Source organism: Bacillus sp. FSL K6-2861 (assembly GCF_038630725.1).
Lineage (GTDB): Bacteria > Bacillota > Bacilli > Bacillales > Bacillaceae > Bacillus > Bacillus velezensis.
This window is the reverse complement of record NZ_CP152037.1, coordinates 3,577,944-3,601,751: the sequence shown is the minus strand read 5'-3', so window position 1 is coordinate 3,601,751 and position 23,808 is coordinate 3,577,944. Positions and strand designations below refer to the sequence as shown.

19 protein-coding genes are annotated in these 23,808 nt (G+C 47.4%); 12 read left to right on the top strand and 7 right to left on the bottom strand.

Going from position 1 to position 23,808, the window contains the following annotated elements; all coding sequences use genetic code 11:
* The first annotated feature begins 57 nt into the window (after nucleotides 1-57).
* Nucleotides 58-1,128, top strand: a complete 1,071-nt coding sequence (locus NYE62_RS17970) for a DUF3810 domain-containing protein (RefSeq protein WP_040238845.1) — start codon at nucleotides 58-60, stop codon at nucleotides 1,126-1,128.
* A 50-nt stretch (nucleotides 1,129-1,178) separates the two neighbouring features.
* On the top strand, nucleotides 1,179-1,952 hold the full coding sequence (locus NYE62_RS17965) for a thioesterase domain-containing protein (RefSeq protein ID WP_042635520.1): 774 nt from the start codon (nucleotides 1,179-1,181) through the stop codon (nucleotides 1,950-1,952).
* 656 nt (nucleotides 1,953-2,608) lie between these two features.
* On the opposite strand, the gene NYE62_RS17960 is transcribed toward NYE62_RS17965, so the two are convergent.
* The 3 genes from NYE62_RS17960 to NYE62_RS17950 all read right to left on the bottom strand — a co-directional run bounded on the left by NYE62_RS17960 (nucleotide 2,609) and on the right by NYE62_RS17950 (nucleotide 7,115).
* Nucleotides 2,609-3,946, bottom strand: a complete 1,338-nt coding sequence (locus tag NYE62_RS17960) for an MFS transporter (protein ID WP_007407455.1) — start codon at nucleotides 3,944-3,946, stop codon at nucleotides 2,609-2,611.
* Entirely contained in the window at nucleotides 3,919-4,542 is a 624-nt protein-coding gene (locus NYE62_RS17955; RefSeq protein ID WP_015240677.1) for a TetR/AcrR family transcriptional regulator, read from the bottom strand. Before NYE62_RS17955 ends, NYE62_RS17960 begins: the two co-directional genes overlap by 28 nt.
* 71 nt (nucleotides 4,543-4,613) lie before the next feature.
* Nucleotides 4,614-7,115, bottom strand: a complete 2,502-nt coding sequence (locus NYE62_RS17950) for a PEP/pyruvate-binding domain-containing protein (protein ID WP_342497101.1) — start codon at nucleotides 7,113-7,115, stop codon at nucleotides 4,614-4,616.
* Nucleotides 7,116-7,415: 300 nt separating this feature from the next.
* Between NYE62_RS17950 and NYE62_RS17945 the strand changes: the two genes are divergently transcribed.
* The 3 genes from NYE62_RS17945 (at nucleotide 7,416) to uvrA (ending at nucleotide 12,694) form a co-directional block, all read left to right on the top strand.
* On the top strand, nucleotides 7,416-7,652 hold the full coding sequence (locus NYE62_RS17945) for a CsbA family protein (protein ID WP_003151438.1): 237 nt from the start codon (nucleotides 7,416-7,418) through the stop codon (nucleotides 7,650-7,652).
* A gap of 175 nt (nucleotides 7,653-7,827) precedes the next feature.
* A complete protein-coding gene (gene uvrB / locus NYE62_RS17940) occupies nucleotides 7,828-9,813 on the top strand; it encodes an excinuclease ABC subunit UvrB (protein WP_003151439.1) in 1,986 nt (661 codons plus the stop codon).
* A 7-nt stretch (nucleotides 9,814-9,820) separates the two neighbouring features.
* Entirely contained in the window at nucleotides 9,821-12,694 is a 2,874-nt protein-coding gene (gene uvrA, locus NYE62_RS17935) for an excinuclease ABC subunit UvrA (RefSeq protein WP_144664408.1), read from the top strand.
* Between the two features lie 25 nt (nucleotides 12,695-12,719).
* Here the strand turns inward: uvrA and NYE62_RS17930 are convergent, their stop codons facing one another.
* Complete coding sequence (locus NYE62_RS17930) at nucleotides 12,720-12,980, bottom strand: hypothetical protein (RefSeq protein WP_012118557.1); 261 nt, start codon at nucleotides 12,978-12,980, stop codon at nucleotides 12,720-12,722.
* 197 nt (nucleotides 12,981-13,177) lie between these two features.
* On the opposite strand from NYE62_RS17930, the gene NYE62_RS17925 reads away from it, so the two are divergent.
* From NYE62_RS17925 to NYE62_RS17900, 6 genes are all read left to right on the top strand, one after another.
* Nucleotides 13,178-13,504, top strand: coding sequence for a hypothetical protein (locus tag NYE62_RS17925; protein ID WP_003151444.1), 327 nt, complete (start codon nucleotides 13,178-13,180; stop codon nucleotides 13,502-13,504).
* A 24-nt stretch (nucleotides 13,505-13,528) separates the two neighbouring features.
* Entirely contained in the window at nucleotides 13,529-14,626 is a 1,098-nt protein-coding gene (locus NYE62_RS17920; RefSeq protein ID WP_007407448.1) for a DUF4097 domain-containing protein, read from the top strand.
* 4 nt (nucleotides 14,627-14,630) lie between these two features.
* Nucleotides 14,631-14,825 carry a PspC domain-containing protein gene (locus tag NYE62_RS17915; RefSeq protein WP_007407447.1) on the top strand — a complete coding sequence of 65 codons (195 nt, stop codon included), beginning with the start codon at nucleotides 14,631-14,633 and terminating at the stop codon, nucleotides 14,823-14,825.
* Entirely contained in the window at nucleotides 14,826-15,185 is a 360-nt protein-coding gene (locus tag NYE62_RS17910) for a phage holin family protein (protein WP_007407446.1), read from the top strand.
* Between the two features lie 93 nt (nucleotides 15,186-15,278).
* The gene (locus NYE62_RS17905; RefSeq protein WP_342497100.1) at nucleotides 15,279-19,148 is read left to right on the top strand and encodes a metallophosphoesterase; all 3,870 of its coding nucleotides are present in this window, start codon (nucleotides 15,279-15,281) and stop codon (nucleotides 19,146-19,148) included.
* Nucleotides 19,149-19,315: 167 nt separating this feature from the next.
* Entirely contained in the window at nucleotides 19,316-19,891 is a 576-nt protein-coding gene (locus NYE62_RS17900; RefSeq protein WP_015418312.1) for a TetR/AcrR family transcriptional regulator, read from the top strand.
* Between the two features lie 143 nt (nucleotides 19,892-20,034).
* On the opposite strand, the gene NYE62_RS17895 is transcribed toward NYE62_RS17900, so the two are convergent.
* From NYE62_RS17895 to nagA, 3 genes are read right to left on the bottom strand one after another with little or no spacing between them, the layout of a single operon-like run.
* The gene (locus NYE62_RS17895) at nucleotides 20,035-20,766 is read right to left on the bottom strand and encodes a GntR family transcriptional regulator (RefSeq protein WP_015418311.1); all 732 of its coding nucleotides are present in this window, start codon (nucleotides 20,764-20,766) and stop codon (nucleotides 20,035-20,037) included.
* A gap of 13 nt (nucleotides 20,767-20,779) precedes the next feature.
* A complete protein-coding gene (gene nagB / locus NYE62_RS17890; protein WP_061861573.1) occupies nucleotides 20,780-21,505 on the bottom strand; it encodes a glucosamine-6-phosphate deaminase in 726 nt (241 codons plus the stop codon).
* The gene (gene nagA, locus NYE62_RS17885; protein WP_094031320.1) at nucleotides 21,502-22,692 is read right to left on the bottom strand and encodes an N-acetylglucosamine-6-phosphate deacetylase; all 1,191 of its coding nucleotides are present in this window, start codon (nucleotides 22,690-22,692) and stop codon (nucleotides 21,502-21,504) included. The genes nagB and nagA overlap by 4 nt, the downstream gene beginning before the upstream one ends.
* A 169-nt stretch (nucleotides 22,693-22,861) precedes the next feature.
* Between nagA and hprK the strand changes: the two genes are divergently transcribed.
* Entirely contained in the window at nucleotides 22,862-23,794 is a 933-nt protein-coding gene (hprK, locus tag NYE62_RS17880) for an HPr(Ser) kinase/phosphatase (protein ID WP_013353746.1), read from the top strand.
* The last annotated feature ends 14 nt before the right edge of the window (nucleotides 23,795-23,808 follow it).

The window sequence follows — 23,808 nt, the reverse complement described above, 5'->3', positions numbered from 1 at the left end:
ATATTTATTGGATAGGGGGAGTACATTATAAAAAAGCTTTTACTTAAGAGATTACCGTTGATTTCACTTGGAGTTATAGCTTACATACTGACAATATACGCGCAGAACCATCAGGATTGGGCGGAAAAATACAGTAGGTCTGTATATCCGTTATTGTCAAAAATAGTAGGATTTGTACCTTCTTGGGTCAAGTTTTCTGTTAGTGAATGGCTCGTCGTGTTGGTTGTGTTACTTTTTCTATTTTATATCGTTTATTATGTGCGCAAGGTTATCATGAGTAAAGGTGTACGTAGGATGGTAGTTTATCGTGGTGCTCTAGGAATAGTTACGATCTGTAGCGTGATATATTTTTGTTATACTATTTTGGGTGGAATAAACTATTACAGATATTCTTTTTTGTCTTATACCGAATATAAAGAAGAGAACTACAGCAAGGAGGAACTGGTCAAATTGAGTAAGTCGCTTGCCGTTGAAATGGGATTGGCAAGGGAAAAGTTAGCGGACACTGATCTTTTGGCTCAAGTACCGGAGGTTTTTGATTATTATGCACAACACGCAGTGTTCTCGATGCAAATGTTATCAAAGGAATATCCTATTTTGGAGCATTCTTTATACTCAACACCAAAACCAGTTGTGATGTCAAAGCTAATGTCGCATGCAGGGATAAATGGTATCTTTGTCCCTTTTACTTATGAATCCAATATCAATGTTAATGTGCCCGTTTTCTTGGTGCCTGCTACTATGGCACATGAATTGGCACATCAGAGTGGTTTCATGCATGAGGATGAGGCAAATTTTATAGCATATCTGGCATGTAAGCAGCAGGATGATCCAATGATACTTTACAGTGGTTTTTTTCTAGCATTTGATTATTCTATATCTGAGCTAAAGAAAGTGGATCCAGATCAGGCGTCTGATATAATGTCCAGTCTGTCCAAGGCGGTGCAGCATGATATAGAACAAAATGAGCAGTACCGGGATAAGTATGAGGGTGTTATTTCAAGTATTTCAAGAAATGTAAATGATGTATATCTGAAGGCAAATAATCAGACAGACGGTATGAATAGCTATAGTGATATGGTGAATTTGTTGCTGGCAGAGCAGCGAGAGATAGAGAAGTACAATTAAATGTATCTTGAATACTTATAGGTTTATATAGTAATGATAGTGGGCTCAAGTTGAACATAGGAGTGAGTGAAATAAATAAAATAAAAGTATTTCCTATTCCATATGCTGGAGCGTCGGTAAATGCATATTATGAATGGAAAAAACTACTGCCGGATAGATATGAATTGTGTATATGTGAATTGGCTGGAAGAGGAACTCGATTCACAGAGCCTTGTTACCAGTCTGTTGGTGAAGCAAGTGAAGATATCGCCAAAAGAATAAGTGAACAATTAGAATATGACGATGAATATGTTATATTTGGACACAGCATGGGAGCCTTATTGACTTATGAGATATATTATAAACTTAAGCAAATGGGAACTAAGGAACCAAGGCATCTGTTTTTTTCTGGGCGAGATGCTCCACATATTTTTGAAAAGAGAGAAGACATTGAAAATATGACTAATGAAACTTTCTTGACAAAGGTGGAACAATATGGGGGAATACCAGAGGAGTTTTATACAAAAGAGATTATGGATATGTTTCTTCCGATTTTGCGAGCAGATTTTATAATTTTGGACAATTATAAGTTTCAGCCCAAAGCAGAAAAAATAAGTTGTGGAGTAAGCGTTTTTTATGCGGATAGCGATTTTTCGACTCATATCAATGAAATGCATAAATGGAGTGAAGTTGTTGAAGGAAACGTGAAATTTCATAAGTTTAAAGGAGAACATTTTTTTTTGAATCGGTATCCTAATGATATTGTAAATACTATTGTTAAAGATACAGAGACTCAAAATATTTACCAGGCCACCCACCTGGATCGCCTGGAAATACGGGGGTAATCTCCCCCATTAATTCTATTTTGAATTAATTCAAATGAGAGAAACGTTAAAGTCTCAAGTAGTGGTGTAAAAAAGAACTGTGCCTTTTGACAAGGGAAGCCACGGTATGATTCTACTAAAGTGACGCGACTCAACTTTAGAAGGAGGATCAAAACCGTGCCTTCTATAGATAGAATCTCACAAAAATAAAAATTTAGACTTTCTTTTCTTTGTACAGTTTGAATGTGTTTTGAAATATTATATTTAAAATAAATTTTATCAGTCTGAGAATCCTTCAATGATTGTTACTTAATTTTGCTTAATTATAAAAGTAATATTCAATAATTGTTTTAGGTAGGTTTTAGTAAGGAGAATTATGAAAAAAATTAAGAAAAAACATTGGAAATAATAAGCTTTCAGTTTTATTAATTATGAAAAATCACATATAAAAAGCCTGGTGCCGCTAACAACACAGCGGCCGGGCTTTTTTTACGGCCGGATTACGATGTCAGCGCCGAACTTGATCGGAACTCTCAGCCATTTACATTCACCTTTTCTCTTGTAAATCAAAAGATTCTCATAGAGCAAACGGCATTGCGGTGACACTTTGAGAGAGAAAATGAAGAAGGAAAACTAGAAAAGGTTCCGGAAAGCAGATGCTTACGGAACCTTTTTCGTTATGCCGAATGGCTTTTTTTCGTCTGAACGGTTTCCCCGGACTTGATACCAAGCGATACGAACAAGCCGATCACAGAAACTCCGATCAATATGATAAACAGAATATGAAACCCGGAGATTAAACCGATCAGCGCTGAAGAAATAATGCTTCCGAAATAACGGAAGGTGGAGAAAATCCCGGATGCGATGCCGGACATGCCCGGTTCTACCGTCGCAAGAGAAGATACCTGCATGCTCGTCAGCCCCGCACCTGACGCGATGCCTCCGACAATAAGCGATGCCATAAGAAACGGAACGGAATGGGAATAAACCAAAAGCAAAAATAAGAGATTGGCTACGGCCATCAGCCCGAAGGACAGAAAAATCATTCTTCGCGCGCCCCATTTCTGATGCAGCTGAGCTCCGCCCCAGTTGCTGGCGGACATGAAAACAGAAAAGACTGACAGCGCCATGCCGCTGTGTGACGTATTCATGCTGAAGTGGCCGGTCATAAAGAGCGGCATAATCAATAACACGGCGTACATCATTAAATTGCTTAACAGAACCGACAGATTGGCGCTCGTAAAGGTCGTGTTTTTAAACAGATCAAAATCAATAATCGGATGTTTCGTGCGCAGCTCCCGCCTGAAAAATAGCGGAACAAATACGAGAATGAGCAGTGCGTACACCCAATAGCCCAAAGAGCTTTCATTTTTCGTCAGAAGAATAATAGATACAATGCTTCCGGCAAGCAAAACGGACCCGATGATATCAAGCGGAGCGTCAGACGTTTCTTCTTTATATTTAGGAAACATCACTAATGCCGTCACGAGTGCGATTGCAAGAAACGGAATGTTGACCCAAAAGATCGAATGCCAGCTGAAGCTCTCAATTAAAAGAGAGCCGATAAACGGACCGAGAGCCGCGCCCAGCCCGGCACCGAGGCCGAAAAAGCCGAATACTTTCGGAAGCCGTTTTTCAGACACGACATGGCGGATGATGGCGATGCTGTTTGGCGTAAGCAAAGCGCCGCCGGCAGCCTGAAGCGCCCGGAAGAAAATCAATAAGAAAAGACTTGGCGATAGGGCGCACCCCAATGATGCGATGAGAAAAAGGCCGACGCCCCATAAATACATTTTTTTGTTTCCGTACATATCACCGAGCTTGCCGGCAATGGGCTGTGTCACGGCCATCACGATTAAATACACGGTCACTACCCATGTGATGCTGGCAATTGATTCGCTGAATGAGCGGGAAATGGATGAAAGGGCGACTGCGATCATCGTAGAATTGATGGGAACGAGTATGGCTCCCAGCAAAAGCGAAACGATCAGCGCCCATTCTTTCTTTGAACCCATCCTTCATCCTCCTTGGAGCCGGAAAATGACCGGCCGGTAATGCCTTTCATGAAAATCTCAGTGCTGTGTTTCAGCATCGTTTCCTCAGAGAGAGTGATGACTCTTTTCCCCAGCTGCAGCCGGTGTATAAAATAACCGAAAATCATCGTCATAAAGACGTCTGCATTAGCTTCTTCACTGCCGGGGCTTATCATATTTTTCTTTGTCAGCTCCTTAAAGTAAACGATTAAATGCTTTTTCACGGATTGCGGATATACGACAATATCCTGCAGGACGTCTTCGAATAGTTCCGGTTCGCGCAGGCAGATGCGGAACACTTCTTTTTTTTGTTCCAATTGCTGAAGAAGGGTCGCGGCGAAATGAAGAAGATCCTCATACAGATCGCCTTCCGCCTTAGTGATCATGCTTTCCGGAACCGGCGTCTGCTGTTCAATCATGGCTTTCATTAATCCTTGTTTGTTTTTAAAATTACGGAAAATCGTTGCTTCGCTTACTTTTGCTTTTTCTGCGATTTCTTTTGTTGTCGCTGCGCGGTATCCTTTTTGGATGATCAGATTCATCGCGGCGTCAATAATTCTCTTGTTCGTCGTTCTCAACATGTTTCACCTCGCGTAAATACTGGCAGGACAAGTATACACCCGCCCTGCCCGTCAATAAAGAGGGAAACCTAGCATGAAGCGCGTTTGACAATCGTAATCTTGCCGTTTGTCCCGTCCACCGTGACGATATCTCCGTCGTTGAGCCTGTCAGTCGCGGCACGTGTGCCGAGAACGGCCGGGAGCCCGTATTCCCTCGCGATGATCGCCGCATGTGACAGGATGCCGCCCGTGTCCGTAATGACGGCCTTTGCATCCTGGAACAGACTGGTCCACAGCGGTGTCGTCATTTTGCAGACAAGCACGTCTCCTGTTGAAAAACGGGAAAATTCACTTGCGTCACGAATGACTTTCACAGGGCCGCTTGCGATTCCGCTTGACGCCGCAAGTCCGTAAATTTGATGTTCAGTGTTTTTTTCATCTTCTGTGATGGAGCCGGTAATCTGTTCAGCCATTTTCAGCTGTTCCGAAGTCGGAGTCCCGAGATAAGCGGGGGCTTCAAGCAATTGATATTGCTGGAAGAGCTGTTTTCGTTCAGCGGCTTTTTCCTGCATCGGAACCGGCGACGCCAGCGCTTTCTCGACTTCATCGCTGTATAAGTACCACATATCCTCCCGATCATCGATTACGCCTTGTTTTTGAAGCAGCTCGCCGATTTTCAGAAGGCAAAGGCGCGCTTTGGCGTCCAGCATCGCATCAATATAAAAATGGTGATCATCTTTGATGACGGATGAAGACAATGTCCACTGATAATAGCGGTCAAACGTCTCCCGGAAGCCGTCATCTTCAATTCTATCCATAAAGTCGGCGTAGAGCTGTTTTCGTTTTTCTATCGTTTTATGAAACTCACTGTCAAAATTGTATCCGTTCCGGACATAGTTCTGAATGTTGGCCAAAGCGAAATAAGGGTTTTCCGCCCAAGTTTCTTCAATCAGATCATGACTTTTCACGGATCTCCAGCCGTATTCCTGTAAAAATTCACCGACTTGTTCGAGAAAGCGTTTTCCCTCATTTGATTGCAGAAGCGTCTGATGCAGCTCATCGGCATGAGAAACCGTAAAGACGCGCCGCAGCTCAGGGCTGTCTTTTACTTGTCCGGACAGCAGCCAGAGCTGTCTGTCAGTCTCCAATGACTTATTCATGACGCCAGCCAGCATTTCGTACAGAAGGGAGGTGTTTTCTTTCTCAACCTGTCCGTACATGGATTCCAGTATCATGTTTAACGCAACCTGCGGAAAGACAATATTGAAATGTTCTGCGTATCCTTTTAAATAGAAGTCTTGCAGGTTTCGGAACGCATTAAGGGCAGTCTCCGGCGTATGGTCTGTATGCGCCAGTTCGTCCAGCTTTTGATAAAAAGGCAGAAAGGTTTCCTGAATAATATCGTACATGCGGTCAGCCAAGACGGGGAAAAGCGCTTCTAACTGTTCTGCGGGCAGCTTGTCGTCCGTCTTATGCTGTCTGGAAAAAACACGGCCCTGATGAAGTTTGACACGCTCGATTTCGATGCCCATTACAGGGAATGCCTTCGTGCTCTCTTTGAGGCCGTATTCCAAAGCCGGCACAATGAGTGAGGCGAATAACGGGCTGACGGGGCCTTCTATATTGGCCTCCATATTGAGCCAAAACTCTTTCTGATCCCGGGGCGTCATGATAAATTCCCGTTCTTCGTCTGCCGCTTTCTGATCCTGCGCGATCGTTGTAATCGGCCGGGCCTGAAGCAGATACAGCTTATTTTCGGCAAATCCGAATTCGAGATCCACGGGATAACCGTACAGTTCTTCCGTCTTTATCGTCAGCATGGCAAGCTCTTTGATGCTCTCGTCATCAAGGCAGAAGCGGTTTCTCATGTCTGCGGTCGTCTCTTTTTCCGTCACGCCTTCGTCTTTAGAAACGATATACATTTCTTTTAAGCCGATTTCTTTTTCAATCTGAAATGTGTCTTTATTGACGATAAATGTGTCGGGCGTCACGCTGCCGGAGACGATTGCTTCTCCGAGACCGTAGCTCGCGCTGATCATCAGCTCTCCGTCATCATGTGTGACGGGGTTGCGGCTGAAAATGACTCCTGAAACCTCGGAATTGATAAGCCCTTGCACGACAACGCCCATTAACGGTTCTGCGGTGTCATTGTTCATTTTCTCTTTATAACCGCTGACCCGCGCCGAGAAGAAGGAAGCCCAGCATTCTTTCACTTTTCCGAGAAACTCTTCTTCTGTTTTGATATTTAAATAGGTTTCGTACTGGCCCGCGAAAGAAGCCCCTTCAAGATCTTCGGACGCGGAGGAGGAACGTACGGCGACAGAGGCGTATGATTCTCTCAATTCATAAAACGACGCGGTCAGTTCCTCCCGAAGCTCTTTTGAAAACGTGCCGTTCATAATGGCGCGCTCCATCTGTTCCTGATCTGCTTGAAGCCCGTTGTCTTCCATAAAACGTGTCAGGGCATTCGTCTGAATGATGAAACCGCCGGGAACGGGCAGCCCGTTTTTCGTCAGTTTAATCAGGTTCATTCCTTTTGCTCCTGCAGAGCGGCTCGATTCTTCCGCTTTTTGAAATCGCACTGAATACATGCGGTATGACCCCCTTTTTTTCTTCATCCAAGAAAATGATAGTAAACACTATCATTACATTGTAAAGAGGGAGGAAGAAACTGTCAAAGATACAAAGACCTAAACCTTCTCATCCTTTCGGCTGAAGAAAGGTAATTCGATTCATCTGGTTAATGGTTCAATGGATTTATATTCACATTTTTTTTGACAGATGATTGAAGACTGCTGAAAAAGGGTATTGTGATAGCAGGGGAACGATTGTCCGATTCTTCATTTTTTACTATAATCAGATGAGATGAAGAATTCCCGAGGAGGGTTTTTGTGATTACAAAAGCCGTTTTTGCATTATGTTTCCCTTTTATGCTGGTCGTCCTTTTTACGCGCGTCACGTTTAACCACTATGTGGCGATCGCTCTCACAGCAGCACTGCTTTTCGCATCCTATTTAAAGGGTTACACCGAAACGTATTTTATCGTTGGATTGGATGTCGTATCGCTGGTGGCCGGAGGGCTGTACATGGCCAAAAAAGAAGCAGACAAAAAGAAAGACAATGCCTGACATGGTGAATATGAAATAGAATGCCTGCTTTTACGCCATAAAAGCAGGTTTTTTATACAAAAATTGACTTGGTAAAAATAAACCATCGAACTTTAGTTCGTATTTTTAGTGATTTTGCCCGTCATTGTGTTACTATATCAATAGGAAGATTTCGTAAAGAAACGGAGGCTTTTTTGTGAAAGATCGTTTTGAGTTAGTCTCGAAATATCAGCCCCAGGGAGATCAGCCGCAAGCGATTGAGAAGCTTGTCAAAGGCATACAGGAAGGCAGAAAACACCAGACTCTCCTGGGTGCGACAGGGACGGGCAAAACCTTTACCGTGTCCAATCTGATTAAAGAAGTGAATAAACCGACACTGGTCATTGCCCATAACAAAACCCTTGCCGGACAGCTGTACAGCGAGTTTAAGGAGTTTTTCCCGAACAATGCTGTCGAATATTTTGTCAGCTATTACGATTACTATCAGCCGGAGGCGTACGTGCCTCAAACGGATACTTTTATAGAGAAAGACGCAAGCATTAATGATGAAATTGATAAACTGAGACACTCCGCGACATCCTCTCTGTTTGAACGGAGAGATGTCATTATTATCGCGAGTGTGTCATGCATATACGGTCTCGGTTCGCCTGAAGAATACCGGGAGATGGTTGTGTCGCTCAGACCGGAAATGGAGATTGAGCGGAACGAGCTGCTGAGAAAGCTTGTGGATATCCAGTATGCCCGCAATGATATCGACTTTCAGCGCGGGACGTTCCGCGTGCGCGGAGACGTTGTGGAAATCTTCCCGGCTTCCCGTGACGAACATTGTATCAGAGTGGAATTTTTCGGAGACGAAATTGAGCGGATCAGAGAGGTCGACGCTTTGACCGGAGAAATTCTCGGCGACCGTGACCATGTCGCGATTTTTCCGGCTTCCCACTTCGTCACCCGGGCGGAAAAGATGGAAAAAGCGATTCTGAATATTGAACAGGAGCTTGAGGAGCGCTTGAAAGTGATGCACGAAAACGGCAAGCTCCTTGAAGCGCAGCGGCTTGAGCAGCGGACGAGATACGATCTTGAAATGATGCGGGAAATGGGTTTTTGCTCAGGGATCGAGAACTATTCAAGACATTTGACACTCCGTCCGCCGGGCTCTACGCCATATACGCTGCTTGATTATTTTCCGGACGATTTTATGATTGTCGTTGATGAATCACATGTGACGATTCCGCAGGTGCGCGGCATGTTCAACGGTGACCAGGCGAGAAAACAGGTGCTAGTCGATCACGGGTTCCGCCTGCCGTCAGCGCTTGACAACCGTCCGCTCCGATTCGAGGAATTTGAGAAACACATGCACAATATCGTGTACGTGTCGGCGACTCCGGGACCGTATGAAATTGAGCATACGCCGGAAATGATCGAGCAGATCATCAGACCGACGGGACTCCTCGATCCCCTCATTGACGTCCGTCCGATCGAAGGACAGATTGATGATCTGATCGGCGAGATTCAGGCGAGGATAGAACGGAATGAACGCGTTCTCGTGACGACTTTAACGAAAAAAATGTCAGAGGATCTGACCGATTATCTCAAGGAAATCGGCATCAAGGTCAATTATCTGCATTCCGAGATTAAGACGCTTGAACGGATTGAAATCATCCGTGACCTCCGCCTCGGAAAACATGATGTGTTAATCGGCATCAACCTGCTGAGGGAAGGGCTTGATATTCCGGAAGTGTCACTTGTCGCCATTCTCGATGCGGATAAAGAAGGCTTCCTCCGTTCTGAACGTTCGCTCATTCAGACGATCGGACGGGCGGCACGAAACGCGGAAGGCCGCGTCATCATGTATGCCGATAAAATCACGAATTCGATGGAAATCGCGATTAATGAAACGAAGCGCCGCCGGGAACAGCAGGAGCGCTTTAACGAAATTCACGGCATTACGCCGCAAACGATCAATAAGGAAATCCGCGATGTGATCCGCGCGACGCAGGCCGCTGAGGATAAAGAAGAATATAAAACAAAAGCCGCGCCTAAACTGGCGAAGATGACGAAGAAAGAACGCCAGAAAGTCGTTGAGCAAATGGAGCACGAAATGAAAGAAGCGGCCAGAGCGCTTGATTTCGAGCGGGCGGCAGAGCTTCGTGATTTACTGTTAGAGCTTAAAGCGGAAGGATGATGAACACATGGCAATTGACCGGATCGAGGTGAAAGGCGCAAGGGCGCACAATTTAAAAAACATTGATGTAACGATTCCGCGGGATCAGCTCGTCGTCGTGACGGGGCTGTCCGGATCGGGAAAATCATCCCTTGCCTTTGACACCATTTACGCGGAAGGACAGAGGCGGTATGTTGAATCGCTTTCTGCCTATGCGCGCCAATTTTTAGGGCAGATGGATAAGCCGGACGTTGATGCGATCGAAGGGCTTTCTCCGGCGATCAGCATTGACCAGAAAACGACAAGCCGCAATCCGCGGTCAACCGTCGGAACGGTAACGGAGATCTATGATTATCTCCGGCTGCTGTACGCGAGAGTCGGGAAACCGCACTGCCCGGAGCACGGCATTGAAATTACGTCGCAAACGATTGAACAGATGGTTGACCGGATTCTTGAATATTCGGAGCGGACGAAGCTTCAAGTGCTTGCGCCGATCATCTCAGGCAGAAAAGGCGCCCATGTCAAAGTGCTTGACCAAATCAGAAAGCAAGGTTACGTAAGGGTGCGGATTGACGGAGAAATGGCCGAGCTTTCCGACGATATTGAACTTGAAAAAAACAAAAAGCATTCCATTGAAGTAGTCATTGACCGGATCGTTGTCAAGGAAGGCGTTGCCGCCCGGCTTTCCGACTCGCTGGAAACTGCGCTCCGTTTAGGGGAAGGCCGTGTCATGATAGATGTCATCGGTCAGGAGGAGCTGATGTTCAGCGAGCATCACGCCTGTCCGCTGTGCGGTTTTTCTATCGGGGAGCTTGAACCCCGGCTGTTTTCGTTTAACAGCCCGTTCGGCGCCTGTCCGACTTGCGACGGTCTCGGCTTGAAGCTGGAAGTGGACCCTGAGCTCGTCATCCCCAATCCCGAGCTGTCATTAAAGGAACACGCCATCGCGCCGTGGACGCCGATCAGTTCACAATATTATCCGCAGCTGCTTCAGGCGGTCTGCCGCCATTACGGCATTGATATGGAGACTCCGGTCAAAGACCTGCCGAAGCATCAGCTTGATAAAGTGCTGTACGGCAGCGGCAATGAACGGATTTACTTTAAATACGAGAATGATTTCGGACAAGTGCGCGAAAATGAAATTGAATTTGAAGGTGTGCTGCGCAATATTGAGAGACGGTATAAAGAGACAAGCTCCGATTATATCCGTGAACAGATGGAGCAGTACATGTCACAGAAATCGTGCCCGACGTGCAAAGGCTACCGGCTGAAGAAAGAAGCGCTTGCCGTTTTGGTCAACGGGCGTCATATCGGAACCATTACCGAGCTTTCCGTCGGCGATGCGCTGGAATTTTTCAAAAACCTGACGCTGTCGGAGAAAGATATGCAGATTGCCGATTTAATTTTAAGAGAGATTGTGGAGCGGCTCAGCTTCTTAGATAAAGTCGGTCTTGATTATCTGACGCTGAGCCGGGCGGCGGGAACGCTGTCAGGCGGAGAAGCCCAGCGTATCAGGCTTGCGACGCAGATTGGCTCCCGTTTGTCAGGCGTCCTGTATATTCTTGATGAGCCGTCCATCGGCCTTCACCAGCGTGACAATGACCGTTTAATCAGCGCGCTGAAAAACATGAGGGATCTCGGCAACACACTGATTGTCGTTGAGCATGATGAGGATACGATGATGGCTGCCGATTATTTGATAGATATCGGTCCGGGCGCCGGCATTCACGGCGGCCGCGTCATATCGGCGGGGACGCCTGAAGAAGTGATGAATGATGCGGACTCTCTGACCGGACGCTATTTGTCAGGGGCTCAATTCATCCCGATGCCGCCGGAGAGAAGAAAGCCTGACGGCCGGTTCATTGAAATCAAAGGCGCTTCAGAAAACAACCTGAAAAAAGCGAACGCCAAATTCCCGCTCGGCACTTTTACGGCGGTGACAGGTGTCTCCGGTTCCGGAAAAAGCACGCTTGTGAATGAAATTCTGCATAAGGCGCTTGCGCAAAAGCTTCATAAAGCCAAAGCGAAACCGGGAAGCCATAAAGAGATCAAAGGCCTCGACCACCTTGATAAGGTGATCGACATCGACCAGGCGCCGATCGGCCGGACACCGAGATCAAATCCGGCAACTTACACGGGTGTGTTTGATGATATCCGCGATGTATTCGCGCAGACAAATGAAGCAAAGGTGCGCGGCTATAAAAAAGGCCGGTTCAGTTTTAATGTAAAAGGCGGGCGCTGTGAGGCCTGCCGCGGCGACGGCATCATCAAAATTGAGATGCACTTCCTTCCTGACGTGTACGTTCCGTGTGAAGTGTGCCACGGCAAACGTTACAACCGGGAGACGCTGGAGGTCACATACAAAGGAAAAAGCATTTCTGACGTTTTGGATATGACGGTGGAAGATGCTCTGTCTTTCTTTGAAAATATCCCGAAAATCAAACGCAAGCTTCAAACGCTTGCCGATGTCGGACTCGGGTATGTGACGCTCGGCCAGCCGGCGACGACGCTGTCAGGCGGAGAAGCGCAGCGCGTCAAGCTCGCTTCCGAACTGCATAAGCGTTCCACCGGCCGGACGCTGTATATTTTGGACGAACCGACGACAGGCCTCCACGTTGATGATATCGCAAGGCTTTTGGTTGTGCTTCAAAGACTCGTCGATAACGGTGATACCGTTTTGGTCATTGAACACAATCTCGACATCATTAAAACGGCGGACTACATCGTAGACCTGGGACCTGAAGGCGGAGCGGGCGGCGGCACGATCGTAGCCTCCGGGACGCCTGAAGAAGTTGTCGAAGTGGAAGAATCATATACGGGCCGCTATCTGAAACCGGTAATGGAACGTGATAAAAAACGGATGAAAACATTGCTGGCTGAAAAAGAAACGGCAGCCACATAATAGATCAATAAAAACAGCCCAAAACTCACCGGTTTTGGGCTGTTGTGTTACAGGCTTTTTTCTGTTGGGGAAGCTGTTTGCTTAAATGCATTAAGTCCTGCAGAATATGGGTGCTGCTGCTGTCCAGCAGCACTTTTATATATTGGATATCATGGGAAATGGGAAGAGGGGCTGCTTTGATCTGTTCCAATTCAGCCAGCATTTCGCTGTTCATTCTTTTCTGTTCGCGAATTAAATTTCGCAGACTCTCTTCCGTTACTTGGGCGTTTTCGGGATCTTTCTCCATTTGTATGTCCTCCTTGCATACGGTCAGGCTTTGTTACATATTGTAATCGGTTCGGGGAAAAGATTCTATAGTGAAATCTCTGAAATCAAAAATTACGTATAACGAAGCATGTCCTTAGCATGAAAATGAAACCCGCCCATTCGTCATACGTATGTATAAGGAAGGGTTTTTACATTACGGCACAGGGAGTGTTTTAATTGAACCGAAATCAAGCGATTATCGCATCAATCTGTTATTTCAGCGTGTTTCTCGCGCCGCTCATTCTTCCGATTGTGGCTTACTTTGTCGTCGATGAAAAAGAGACGAAGCGGCATGCCATGCGCGCTCTGATTTCCCATATCATTCCGTTTGCGGGATTGCTGATTGTGACCGCGGGTGTTGTCGGCGGATTGATTACGGCTCAGGGGGAGAGTATGGTGCCCGTTTTTGTTATGATAACAGGAGCAGCTGTTTATTTTCTGATCCTCATCGGAATGGTCATTTGGAATATCGTGCAGGGAATTAAGGTGTTACGCCAGGTGTGAGAAAAGTCGGGGGAGGCGTTTTGTATGAAACAGGAGAAAGAACGGATTTTAAAGCTTGTGGAAGACGGCATGCTGACGGCGCAGGAAGCACTGACGCTCATTGAAAAACTGGATCATGAATATAAAGAAAAAGAAGAGCAGATCACCGCATTATCTGCAGAGGTCCAGGAACCTGCGGAAGATTTCGAAAGCGGGGCAAAAGGAAGCCAAAAGCCGTCGCTCGGGGCGAAGCTGTTCGACTGGATTGATTCTGCCGTCAAAAAAGTGAAGGAAGCGGATCTTGATCTGAATTTCGGCCACGCACACGAAGTGCAGCATATTTTTCAATTTAAAGACAGTGAATTCTCGGCCATTGATATGCAGATCGCAAACGGCAGCGTCAATATCGTGCCGTGGGCGGATGAAGATATCAGAGCGGAGTGCCAGGCGAAAGTGTACCGGGCGGACAGTCAGGAGGCGGCGCGCACCGCATTTCTTCAGCACATTGAGTGTGAAGTGAAGGGCAATAAGTTTTTTGTCCGCACGGAAAAGAAAACGATGAAAACCAATGTTACGCTTTATGTTCCCCAGAAAGAGTACGATAAGATAAGAGTGAAGCTGTTTAACGGACCGATCAGAGGGGAACATTTACATGTAAAAGAATTCTCGGCGAAAACGACAAACGGCGTTCTGTCATTCTCTCATTTGACGGCTGATAAAGCGTCGGCGGAAACGGCTAACGGACAAATCAAGCTGGCCGGACATCAATGCGGCGCGATTGAAGCGGAAACGATCAACGGCTTGATTGATTTGCGCGGATCGAGTGAATCCATTGACGTTCAAAGCTTTAACGGCAATATCATGCTTACCGTGACAGCGCCGCACTGCCGCTCCATCTACACGAAAACGACGACCGGAAACGTGGAGATCGCCCTGCCTGATGATTCGGCGGTGAAAGCGGAGCTCAAAAGCAATCTCGGCTCTCTCAGCCATGAGCTGATTGACGCGGAAATTTTAAAGGAAAAGAATGATACCATTCAAAAAGAACTGATGCTGGCATCAAATCAAGGCCATGATCAGCATCTCTCGATTTTCTCAGAATCGTTAACAGGAGCCATTAAGCTCAAGCATACTCAGAGGTGATTGGATGAAAAGACTTTACCGTTCAGAAAAAAACCGTAAAATCGCCGGCGTTGTCGGCGGTTTGGCGGAGTACGTCAATATGGATGCGTCGCTTTTGCGCATTATCACCGTTGTATTAGCGCTTGTCACGAGCGGAATCGTGCCGATTGTATATATTATCTGGTGTTTTGTTGTACCTTTAGAAGGAGATTTGAAATAAATGATCAAATGGGCAGTCAGCATTTTAGTAAATGCTTTATTATTAATCGTTATCGCGGGATATTTTGATTCCGTCCATATCAGCAGTATCGGAGCGGCTGTCATCGCCAGTGTGATTCTTTCTGTGTTAAATGTGCTGATCAAACCGATCATCGTCATATTGACATTGCCTGTCACGGTTGTGACCCTCGGCCTCTTTCTGTTTGTCATCAACGCCATAACGTTAATGATGACCGCAGCCTTGATGGGAGACAGCTTTCAGATTGATGGGTTCGGCACCGCCATTTGGGCATCCGTCGTGCTGTCCGTTTTCCACTTGCTGATCCAAAAAGGCATATTGGAGCCGCTTAGAAAAAGGTAAAAAACGAGCTGTCCCGAGAGGGCAGCTTTTTTATGTGTGATTTACATAAGCGGCAGCCTCCTGACGCAACATAATGTATAGGGAGGTAATGAGATGAAACTTGTGATGACGCTCTTTTTTCTGATTGGTTTGCTTTGTGTGAGTCCTTCTGCGGATGCGGCGCGCAAAGAATCGGCAATCCCCGTGAATCAGCAGGAATTCGGACAGCCGCCTCATTACATACCGCTTCTGGAGAATCCTCCCCAAATCGAAGTAAAGGCGGAAATGAAAAGAAACCTGTTCATACAGGCTCATGTACGGAATGCTGACTATCAAGCGTTTTCGGCGTTTCTTTTTTATAAACAAAGCAATGAGCTTGGGTTTAAAATGGTGCCGATGGAGCCCGCGCCAGGCGCAATCCGGCTGTTTACGGCCCAGGTTTCAAAGCGGGATATCTGGAATGGAGAATTGGAATATTACCTCGTTTTCACCAACGGCAGACAGCGGGCGGAATCGGAGAAAAAGCGGCTGAAGCTGGACGGCTATCAAGCCGATTTGAATCATATTCCCGAGCTGATGATTACGGAGCTTGCGGTTGATACGAAAAATGAAGACGGCGCTGATGCCTATGAATTTATCGAGGTGTATAACACGACGGACAGACCCATTCATTTTAAAGACTATCACATCCGCTACCGCTATCCGAAGGAAGGGCCGGAATCAGACATGATATGGAGGCCGAAAGAAGATACCGTCATTCCGTCAGGCGGGACTTACGTGTTTTGGCTGAGACGCGCCGCATCAGAACTGACGATAGATGATTTCAACCGCTATTACGGGACACGCCTGAAGGAGGGAGAACATCTCGCCGTCATCGAAGGGACGGACGGAATGTCCAACGGCCGCTCGCGTACGGTGGTGCTGTCGGCAAATACCGGCAAGGATATCGCCTCGGCGCAATACCGGAAACACGCTTTCCGCCGGCTGACTTCTTTGCTGTACAAATATCCGCTGAACGGAACGGGAGAATTGCTGAAGATCTCCACGAGCGAGCATAAGCCGTCACCGGGCTCCGTTTTTCAGGCGCAGATCCCGCAGCAGAAAAGGGTGATAAAACCCGACAAGGAAAAACCGGTCATCGAAGACCTTACAGACAGAAAGCCAGTCCGGCCCGCTGAAAGCATTGAATTAAAGGCTGACATAAAAGACAAAAACCTTGTCAAAACAGCCGCGTTTTATTACCGGACCAATGAGAAAAAACCATTCAAACGAATTCTGGCCGAAAAAGACCGCAACGACAGCTTATACCATCACATTCTTTATTCCCCGGAACTGCTCGGCCAGGATCAGCTTGAGTATTATATCGCAGCCAGTGATGGAGAAAATGAAGCAAAAACGCCCGTCAAGATGATTGACATTGAACAGACGAGCAAATCACACGGACTCAGAATGAATGTTGAACCCGAAGATACGATATCCGGCACCTATCTGCTCAAAGCGACTTCCGACGTCAGCGCCGATAAGATCAAGCTGTGGATTGACGGCAAGCGGCAGGAGACCCGGCCGGCGCTGGAAAAAGAGGTCTATTTCGCCTTCGATGCCCGGAAAACGAATCTTTATTTTCAAAACACCGTCATAATGGAAAATGAGGTGCTGCACATTTTTGACGATCCGTCTCATCGCTACAGAACGCACTCGGTTCTCCTTCCGGAACGTCTGCTGCAAAAAGGGGGCAAAACGCAGAAAGTATCCATCCGTTCGGGCTCAAAGGTTTCTCCGTATGACACGGGAGAGAATCGGGATGATTTTGTCGTGAAACATGCCCGTCTGGTGCTTTCGGACGGAACGGTGATCAAAGACGGGAAGACGGATCCGGCTGAGCAGCTGTTTATCGGTGACGGCAGGCGGGCGAATCAGCAGAAGACCTTCTCATTCAGCCTGCCGGATCATTTGTTTACGTCACGGCTGCTGCCGTGGAACACGGCGAAGCTTTCTGAAGGCTATCACCATATTTTTGTTAGCGACGGTGAGGAACAGCTGAGCCAATCTGTGCGGGTGGACAATACGGGGCCGAAGATTGTCCCGGGTATCAAAGAAGGCGCGGCGCTGAAAGGTAATGTTGAGCTAAATGCGGACATCCGTGACAAATGGAGCAAAGTGGAAGAGGTCAAAGCGTTTTTGGACGGAGAAAGCATTACGCTCCCCCATCACACGTCATCAGCCGATCTCAAGCCCGGAAAACATACCCTTACCATCATTGCGGCAGACCTTGCCGGAAATGAAACAACGTCCGTCCGCACCTTCCATATCAAACGGGAGGAGCCGAACCAGCCGGAGCTTGCCGATCAAAAAATCGGCGCCCACAAAGCAAAGCTGTCCGTCCGGGTAAAAGACCCGACGAAGGATGACATGAATGTATCATTTTATCGCGGCTTCCGTTATACCGCGCGGAATCCGGGCAGCGTGAAAGTGTATAAACACGCCTCATTAACGGAACCGCCGAGGGGCATAAAAGAAAATGAAATGCCGTTTACCCTGCCGGAAATGAACCGCATCTCGGCAAATGACGGAAAAACCGTTTCGGCGGAAAGTATGGAGCGTTTTCCTTATCACCGGTTCGAAGTCTCCGTTGACCCGTCTATCGACGAAACGGATCTGGCCGAGGCGGTCTGGAAAGGAAGCTCTCTGCCCGGCCGAAAGGTAACCATGTATATTTGGAATTACCGGACAAGCCGCTGGCAGGAGGCGGACAGCGTTCTTGCCAAAGATAAAAAGCCGTTTACATTAAAAGCCGCCGTTTCCGCAGCGGATGTGGTGAAGAACTCAAAAATGAATGTCATCGTGCAGGATCAAATACCGGCGAAAGGCAATTACACGTTTGTCTGGATGTCGGATACACAGTATTACGCACAAGGGCACCCGCACATTTTTGACAAAATGACGGAGTGGATCAAAGAAAATAAGGAAAAGCACAATATTAAATATGTCTTTCATACCGGTGATATCGTCGATGATTCAATGGTGATGAAACAGTGGAAAAACGCCGATCACTCCATGCGGACGCTTGACAAGGCGGGGATTCCGTACGGAGTGCTTGCAGGCAATCACGACGTCGGCCATAAAGACGGCACATACCGAACATTCGGGGATTTCTTCGGGAGCCGCCGGTTTGAACAGAACATGCATTACGGCGGATCATACAAAAATAACCGCGGGCATTATGATCTGCTGTCGGCAAGCGGGAACGATTTTATTATGATTTATATGGGCTGGGGCATTGCGGAACAAGAGATAGACTGGATCAATCAAGTGCTGAAGAGGTATCCGGACCGAACCGCTATCTTATGCTTTCATGAGTACTTGCTTGTGAGCGGAAATCGAAGCCCGATCGGGGAGACGATCTATCGAAAAGTCGTCAAGCCGAATCGCAATGTGGCGATGGTATTAAGCGGCCATTACCATAACGCCATGAAAAAAACCGATGCGCTTGACGATGACGGGGACGGAAAACCGGACCGCCTCGTCCACCAAATTCTGACCGACTACCAGGACGGTCCGGAAGGGGGGCAGGGCTTTATGCGCATGATGCAATTCGATCAGGCCGCCAATCAGGTTCACATGTTCTCCTACTCGCCGTACACGGATGACATCAATTACTATGACACCGATCTGTTCGCTGATAAAGACGAATTCTCAGCAGAAATGGATTTACAGCCGAAGAGGAAAAGGGTAGCGACCGATTATTTTGAATGCAACGTCTATACGAACGAACTGCTCGGTCATAAAAAACACGTAAAAAGCGGAAAAACCGCAAATTGGGTCTGGGACGGCCTGCAGCCTGATTCCGTTTATTACTGGTACACCGTTGTTAAGGACCCGTACAACGGCAAAACAATATCACCGTTGTGGATGTTCAAAACGGGAAATACGCCGTATCGCCCGGCTCCGGATCAGTTTGATTTCAGGCATGCCTCAAACCCATAACGAAAAAAATACAGCCTGCTGATCGCTCAGAAGAAAATCTGACGGTCAGCAGGATTTTTTCTGTACGTAAATGGCGGCGTCCTGCTGTGATAAGTGCTTTTGACTTTTTTAGGTCCCTTTTCTATACTAAAATCGATTGGTTTTCGTAATATGCAGGAGGAAACATAATGAACAGTAAAACCGGGACAAAAGAAAGAATTATTCAAACCTCTGCATATCTTTTTCAGATTCAGGGATATCATGCGACTGGTTTGAATCAAATTATAAAAGAGAGCGGAGCACCCAGAGGGTCTGTGTATCATCACTTTCCAAACGGAAAAGCAGAACTCGCCATTGCGGCGATCAAATATACGGGAAGATGCGTTGAAAAGCAAATACAGAATAGTATGTCTCAATTCGCGGACCCTATAGAAGCGATTCAGCACTTTATTCATGTAACGGCTGAACAGTTTAATGATCCGCAGAATATTGAGGGCGTGCCGGTTGGATTGCTGGCGGGTGAGACCGCTCTGATCAATGAAACGTTAAGATGCACATGTGTTGAGGTGTTCAAGAAGTGGACGGATGTGTTTGCGGCAAAATTTCTTGAGCATGGGTTTGAACAAGAGGAAGCGGAGAAGCTCGGGGTGACAATCAACTCGATGATTGAAGGCGCAATCATGTTTTCACTGGCTCATAAAAACAAAGAACCGCTGCTGCTGGTTTCAAAGCAGGTTCCGTATATTGTCCAAAACAGAGGGTAGCATTTTATTACTTTTTTCTTTATAAAAATAGATACCAGAACCACAGCCTCACCATTTTGACAGAGTCATAGAGAACATTCACCGGCTTGATTTGAAAATGGCAGATCAAAAAACATCTCCAACCCGTAACGGTTGGAGATGTTTCATTTCACCCTGTCCATATAATGCACGAATGTGTAGCGGTCGCCTCTGTAGGCGGATTTGACGTGCTCAAAGGCAGTGCCGTCCTGCAGATAAGTGGTCCGCTTGATATAGAGGACGGGGGCGCCGGGCTGGATACCGAGCAGCTCAGCTTCTTCCTCGGAAGCGGCTCCCGGTTCAAGCTCTTGTTTTGCCCGCGAGATCGGCATCTGATTGTACGCTTCAATATGCTCATACATGGATGATTGAAAATGAGAGGCGTCCAGTTTTCCCGCTTTGTCAAACGGAATGTACGAGGCTTCAATCGCCATCGGGATATCATTCGCCAGCCGGACGCGGATGATTTTATGAAGCGTTGCCTGATAGCCGCATCCCAGGATAGAAGATAATTCTTCCGTCGCCTGAATCAGCTGGTATTCGGCAAGTCTGCTCCCCGGCTTCATGCCCCGGCTTCTCATATCTTCCGTAAAACTTGTCAGCCCTTGAAGCGGCTGTTCCATCTTCAGTTTGCTGACGAACGTTCCCCGGCCTTTCTGCCTGTATAAAAATCCTTCATTCACCAGATTGGAAAGCGCCTGGCGCACCGTCATTCGGCTGATGCCGAATTGTTCGGCGTATTCCCGCTCCGACGGAAGCAGCGCATCCGCTTTCAGCTCGCCGTTTTTGATTTGTGTTTTTAATTGTTCCATAATCTGAAAGTAAATCGGAATCGGAGATTGTTTATCAATCTGCATAGGTCAAATCCTTTCAATCGCCGCCCGCAGCCTTTTCATCAATCAAGACCGTCACATCCGGATGCGCGTGCAGGGCGGAGGCGGGGAATGCTTCGCTGATGCGCCCGTCCAGAAGCTGCTTCACCGCTTGGGCCTTGCTTTTTCCGGATGCCATGATCAAAATCCGTTTGCCGGACAAAATCGTCCCGATCCCCATTGTCAGGGCTTTTACAGGGACTTGATCAATTGACGGAAAGTACCGCGCATTCGCCTGTCTTGTCTCTTCATTAAGCTCAACGACATGGGTTCGGGATTCAAATGGCGTCCCGGGTTCATTAAAGCCGATATGGCCGTTGTGTCCGATGCCTAAAAGCTGTATATCCGCTCCGCCGAGTGTTTGAATCAATCGGTCATAGCGTCCGCATTCGGCATCAAGATCGTCTGCCCGTCCGTCAGGGAGAAAGTGGCGGTCCTTTCGGCTGTCGATATGTGCAAAAAAATGTGTATTCATATAATAATGATAGCTGTTTTTGTCCTCGGGAGAAAGCCCGGCGTATTCATCAAGGTTGATCGTCGTGACATTTCGGAATGACAAGTCTTCTGAGCGGTGCATCCGCACAAGTTCTTTGTATACGCCTTCAGGGGTGCCTCCCGTCGCAAGGCCGAGAACGGCATCCGGCTTTTGTTTCACTGTTTCAGCGATAATCGCTGCGGCTTTTTCACTTAATTCTTCATAATGTCTGCATGTGATAACGTTCATGTCCAATCAGCCTCCCTTGAGATATATGCGGTGTTTCCGCGGCAAATCGTTGCCAGCACGCCGCACTGTCCGTCCGTCAGAACAACGTCGGCGTCTTTTCCTTCGGCGATGCTTCCTTTACGGTCGAATATGCCGAGGCGGCGGGCCGCATTTGCCGATGTCATATTTGCTATATCCAGCCATGAGCAGTTTGTAAACCTGCGCATGAGCGCCGCGCCTTCATTCATTTTTAAAATGGAACCGGCCAGCGTCCCGTCAGAGAGAAGCGCCGTGTCCCCGCGAACGGTGACTTTTTGTCCGCCGAATTCGTATTCTCCGTCCTTAAGCCCTTTTGCCCGCATGGAGTCTGTTATCATGATCAGGTTTTTGCTTCCTTTCGCCAAATAGGCAAGCTTAACGGCCAAAGGATGGGAATGAATGCCGTCAGTGATCAGCTCCGCCGTGATGCGGCCGCAGGCGAGAGCCGTACCGATGCCCCCCGGCTCACGATGATGAAAGGAGCTCATGGCGTTGAAGAGGTGCGTCATATGCACCGCCCCGGCATCCGCCGCTTTTTGTAAAAGCTCGGCTCCCGCGTCTGTGTGTCCCATTGACGGGATGATGTTTTGGTCTTTTAAATAACGGATCAGGCTGAAATCAGGATCTTCTTCCGGTGCAAGCGTCACGATTTTGATCAGCCCTCCCGAGAGCCGCTCCCATTTCTGAAAGAGCCCGGCATCAGCAGGAGTAATCCATTGTTTCGGCTGTGCTCCCGCCTTTCTCGGAGAGACAAACGGTCCTTCTAAATGAATGCCGATCAACTCAGCGCCTTTTTGGGCCTGCGGTGAGGAAGACGCCCATTTTTTGGCGTTGACGAGCGCTTTTTCAATGTTTTCGTGCTGTTGTGTGATCGTGGTCGCTAAAAAAGAGGTTGTTCCTTCTTCGGGCAGCCGGGCGGACATTGTATCAAGAGCTGCAACATCAGCATCCATCGTATCCGCGCCGTATCCGCCGTGAATATGAATATCAATCATTCCGGGAAGCGCATACGAACCCGCGGGCGCCTTCCATTCCTTCTCATACGTTTCTTGCGGTCTTGTTTTCCCCGCGTAAGAAATGATGCCGTCCTTTATACCGAGAAAACCGTTTCGGATGATTTCTTCTTCTGTTACGATGTCCGCACCGCTGATTAACAAGCTTTCAGCCACTTTAAAACACGCCTTTCTGGTTAGTTGTTAGTTTTATTTTACTCCTTTTCAGACTAGTTATCTAGACCAGTTATGCCGGAATTGTATAAATCTGTTTTGGTTCAGACAGTAAAGTGATAAAATATAACTGTTCAAAGCTCGGAACATCCCAGAACAGGAGGAACATATCTTGGCAAAGGTTCGGACCAAAGACGTAATGGAGCAGTTCCATTTAGAATTGATCAGCGGAGAAGAAGGGATTAACCGCCCGATTACGATGAGTGATTTATCACGGCCCGGTATTGAAATCGCCGGCTATTTTACATATTACCCGAGAGAACGGGTGCAGCTTTTAGGAAAAACGGAGCTGTCATTTTTCGATCAGCTTCCTGAGGAGGATAAAAAACAGCGGATGGAATCGCTGTGCACCGATGTGACGCCGGCTATCATACTTTCCAGAGATATGCCGATCCCGCCGGAGCTTGTAGAAGCATCCGAGAAAAACGGCGTGCCTGTGCTCAGATCCCCTCTGAAAACAACCAGACTGTCAAGCCGGCTGACGAATTTTCTTGAGAGCCGTCTCGCGCCGACAACCGCCATTCACGGCGTGCTTGTGGATATATACGGCGTCGGTGTGCTCATAACGGGAAAAAGCGGCGTCGGTAAAAGTGAAACGGCGCTGGAGCTTGTCAAACGCGGCCATCGTCTTGTCGCGGATGACTGCGTCGAAATCCGGCAGGAGGATCAGGATACGCTCGTCGGGAATGCGCCTGATCTGATTGAGCATCTGCTTGAAATCAGGGGTCTCGGCATTATAAATGTCATGACGCTGTTCGGAGCGGGCGCCGTCAGAAGCAATAAAAGAATTACAATCGTCATGGACCTTGAGCTTTGGGAGCAAGGGAAGCAATACGACCGTCTCGGACTTGAAGAAGAAAAAATGAAAATCATTGATACGGAAATTACAAAACTGACCATTCCAGTCCGCCCTGGGCGAAATCTCGCCGTTATTATCGAAGTTGCGGCGATGAACTTCAGATTGAAGCGGATGGGCTTAAATGCTGCCGAGCAATTTACGAATAAGCTGGCGGATGTCATTGAAGACGGCGAACAAGACGAATAGGAGTTGGCAATAAT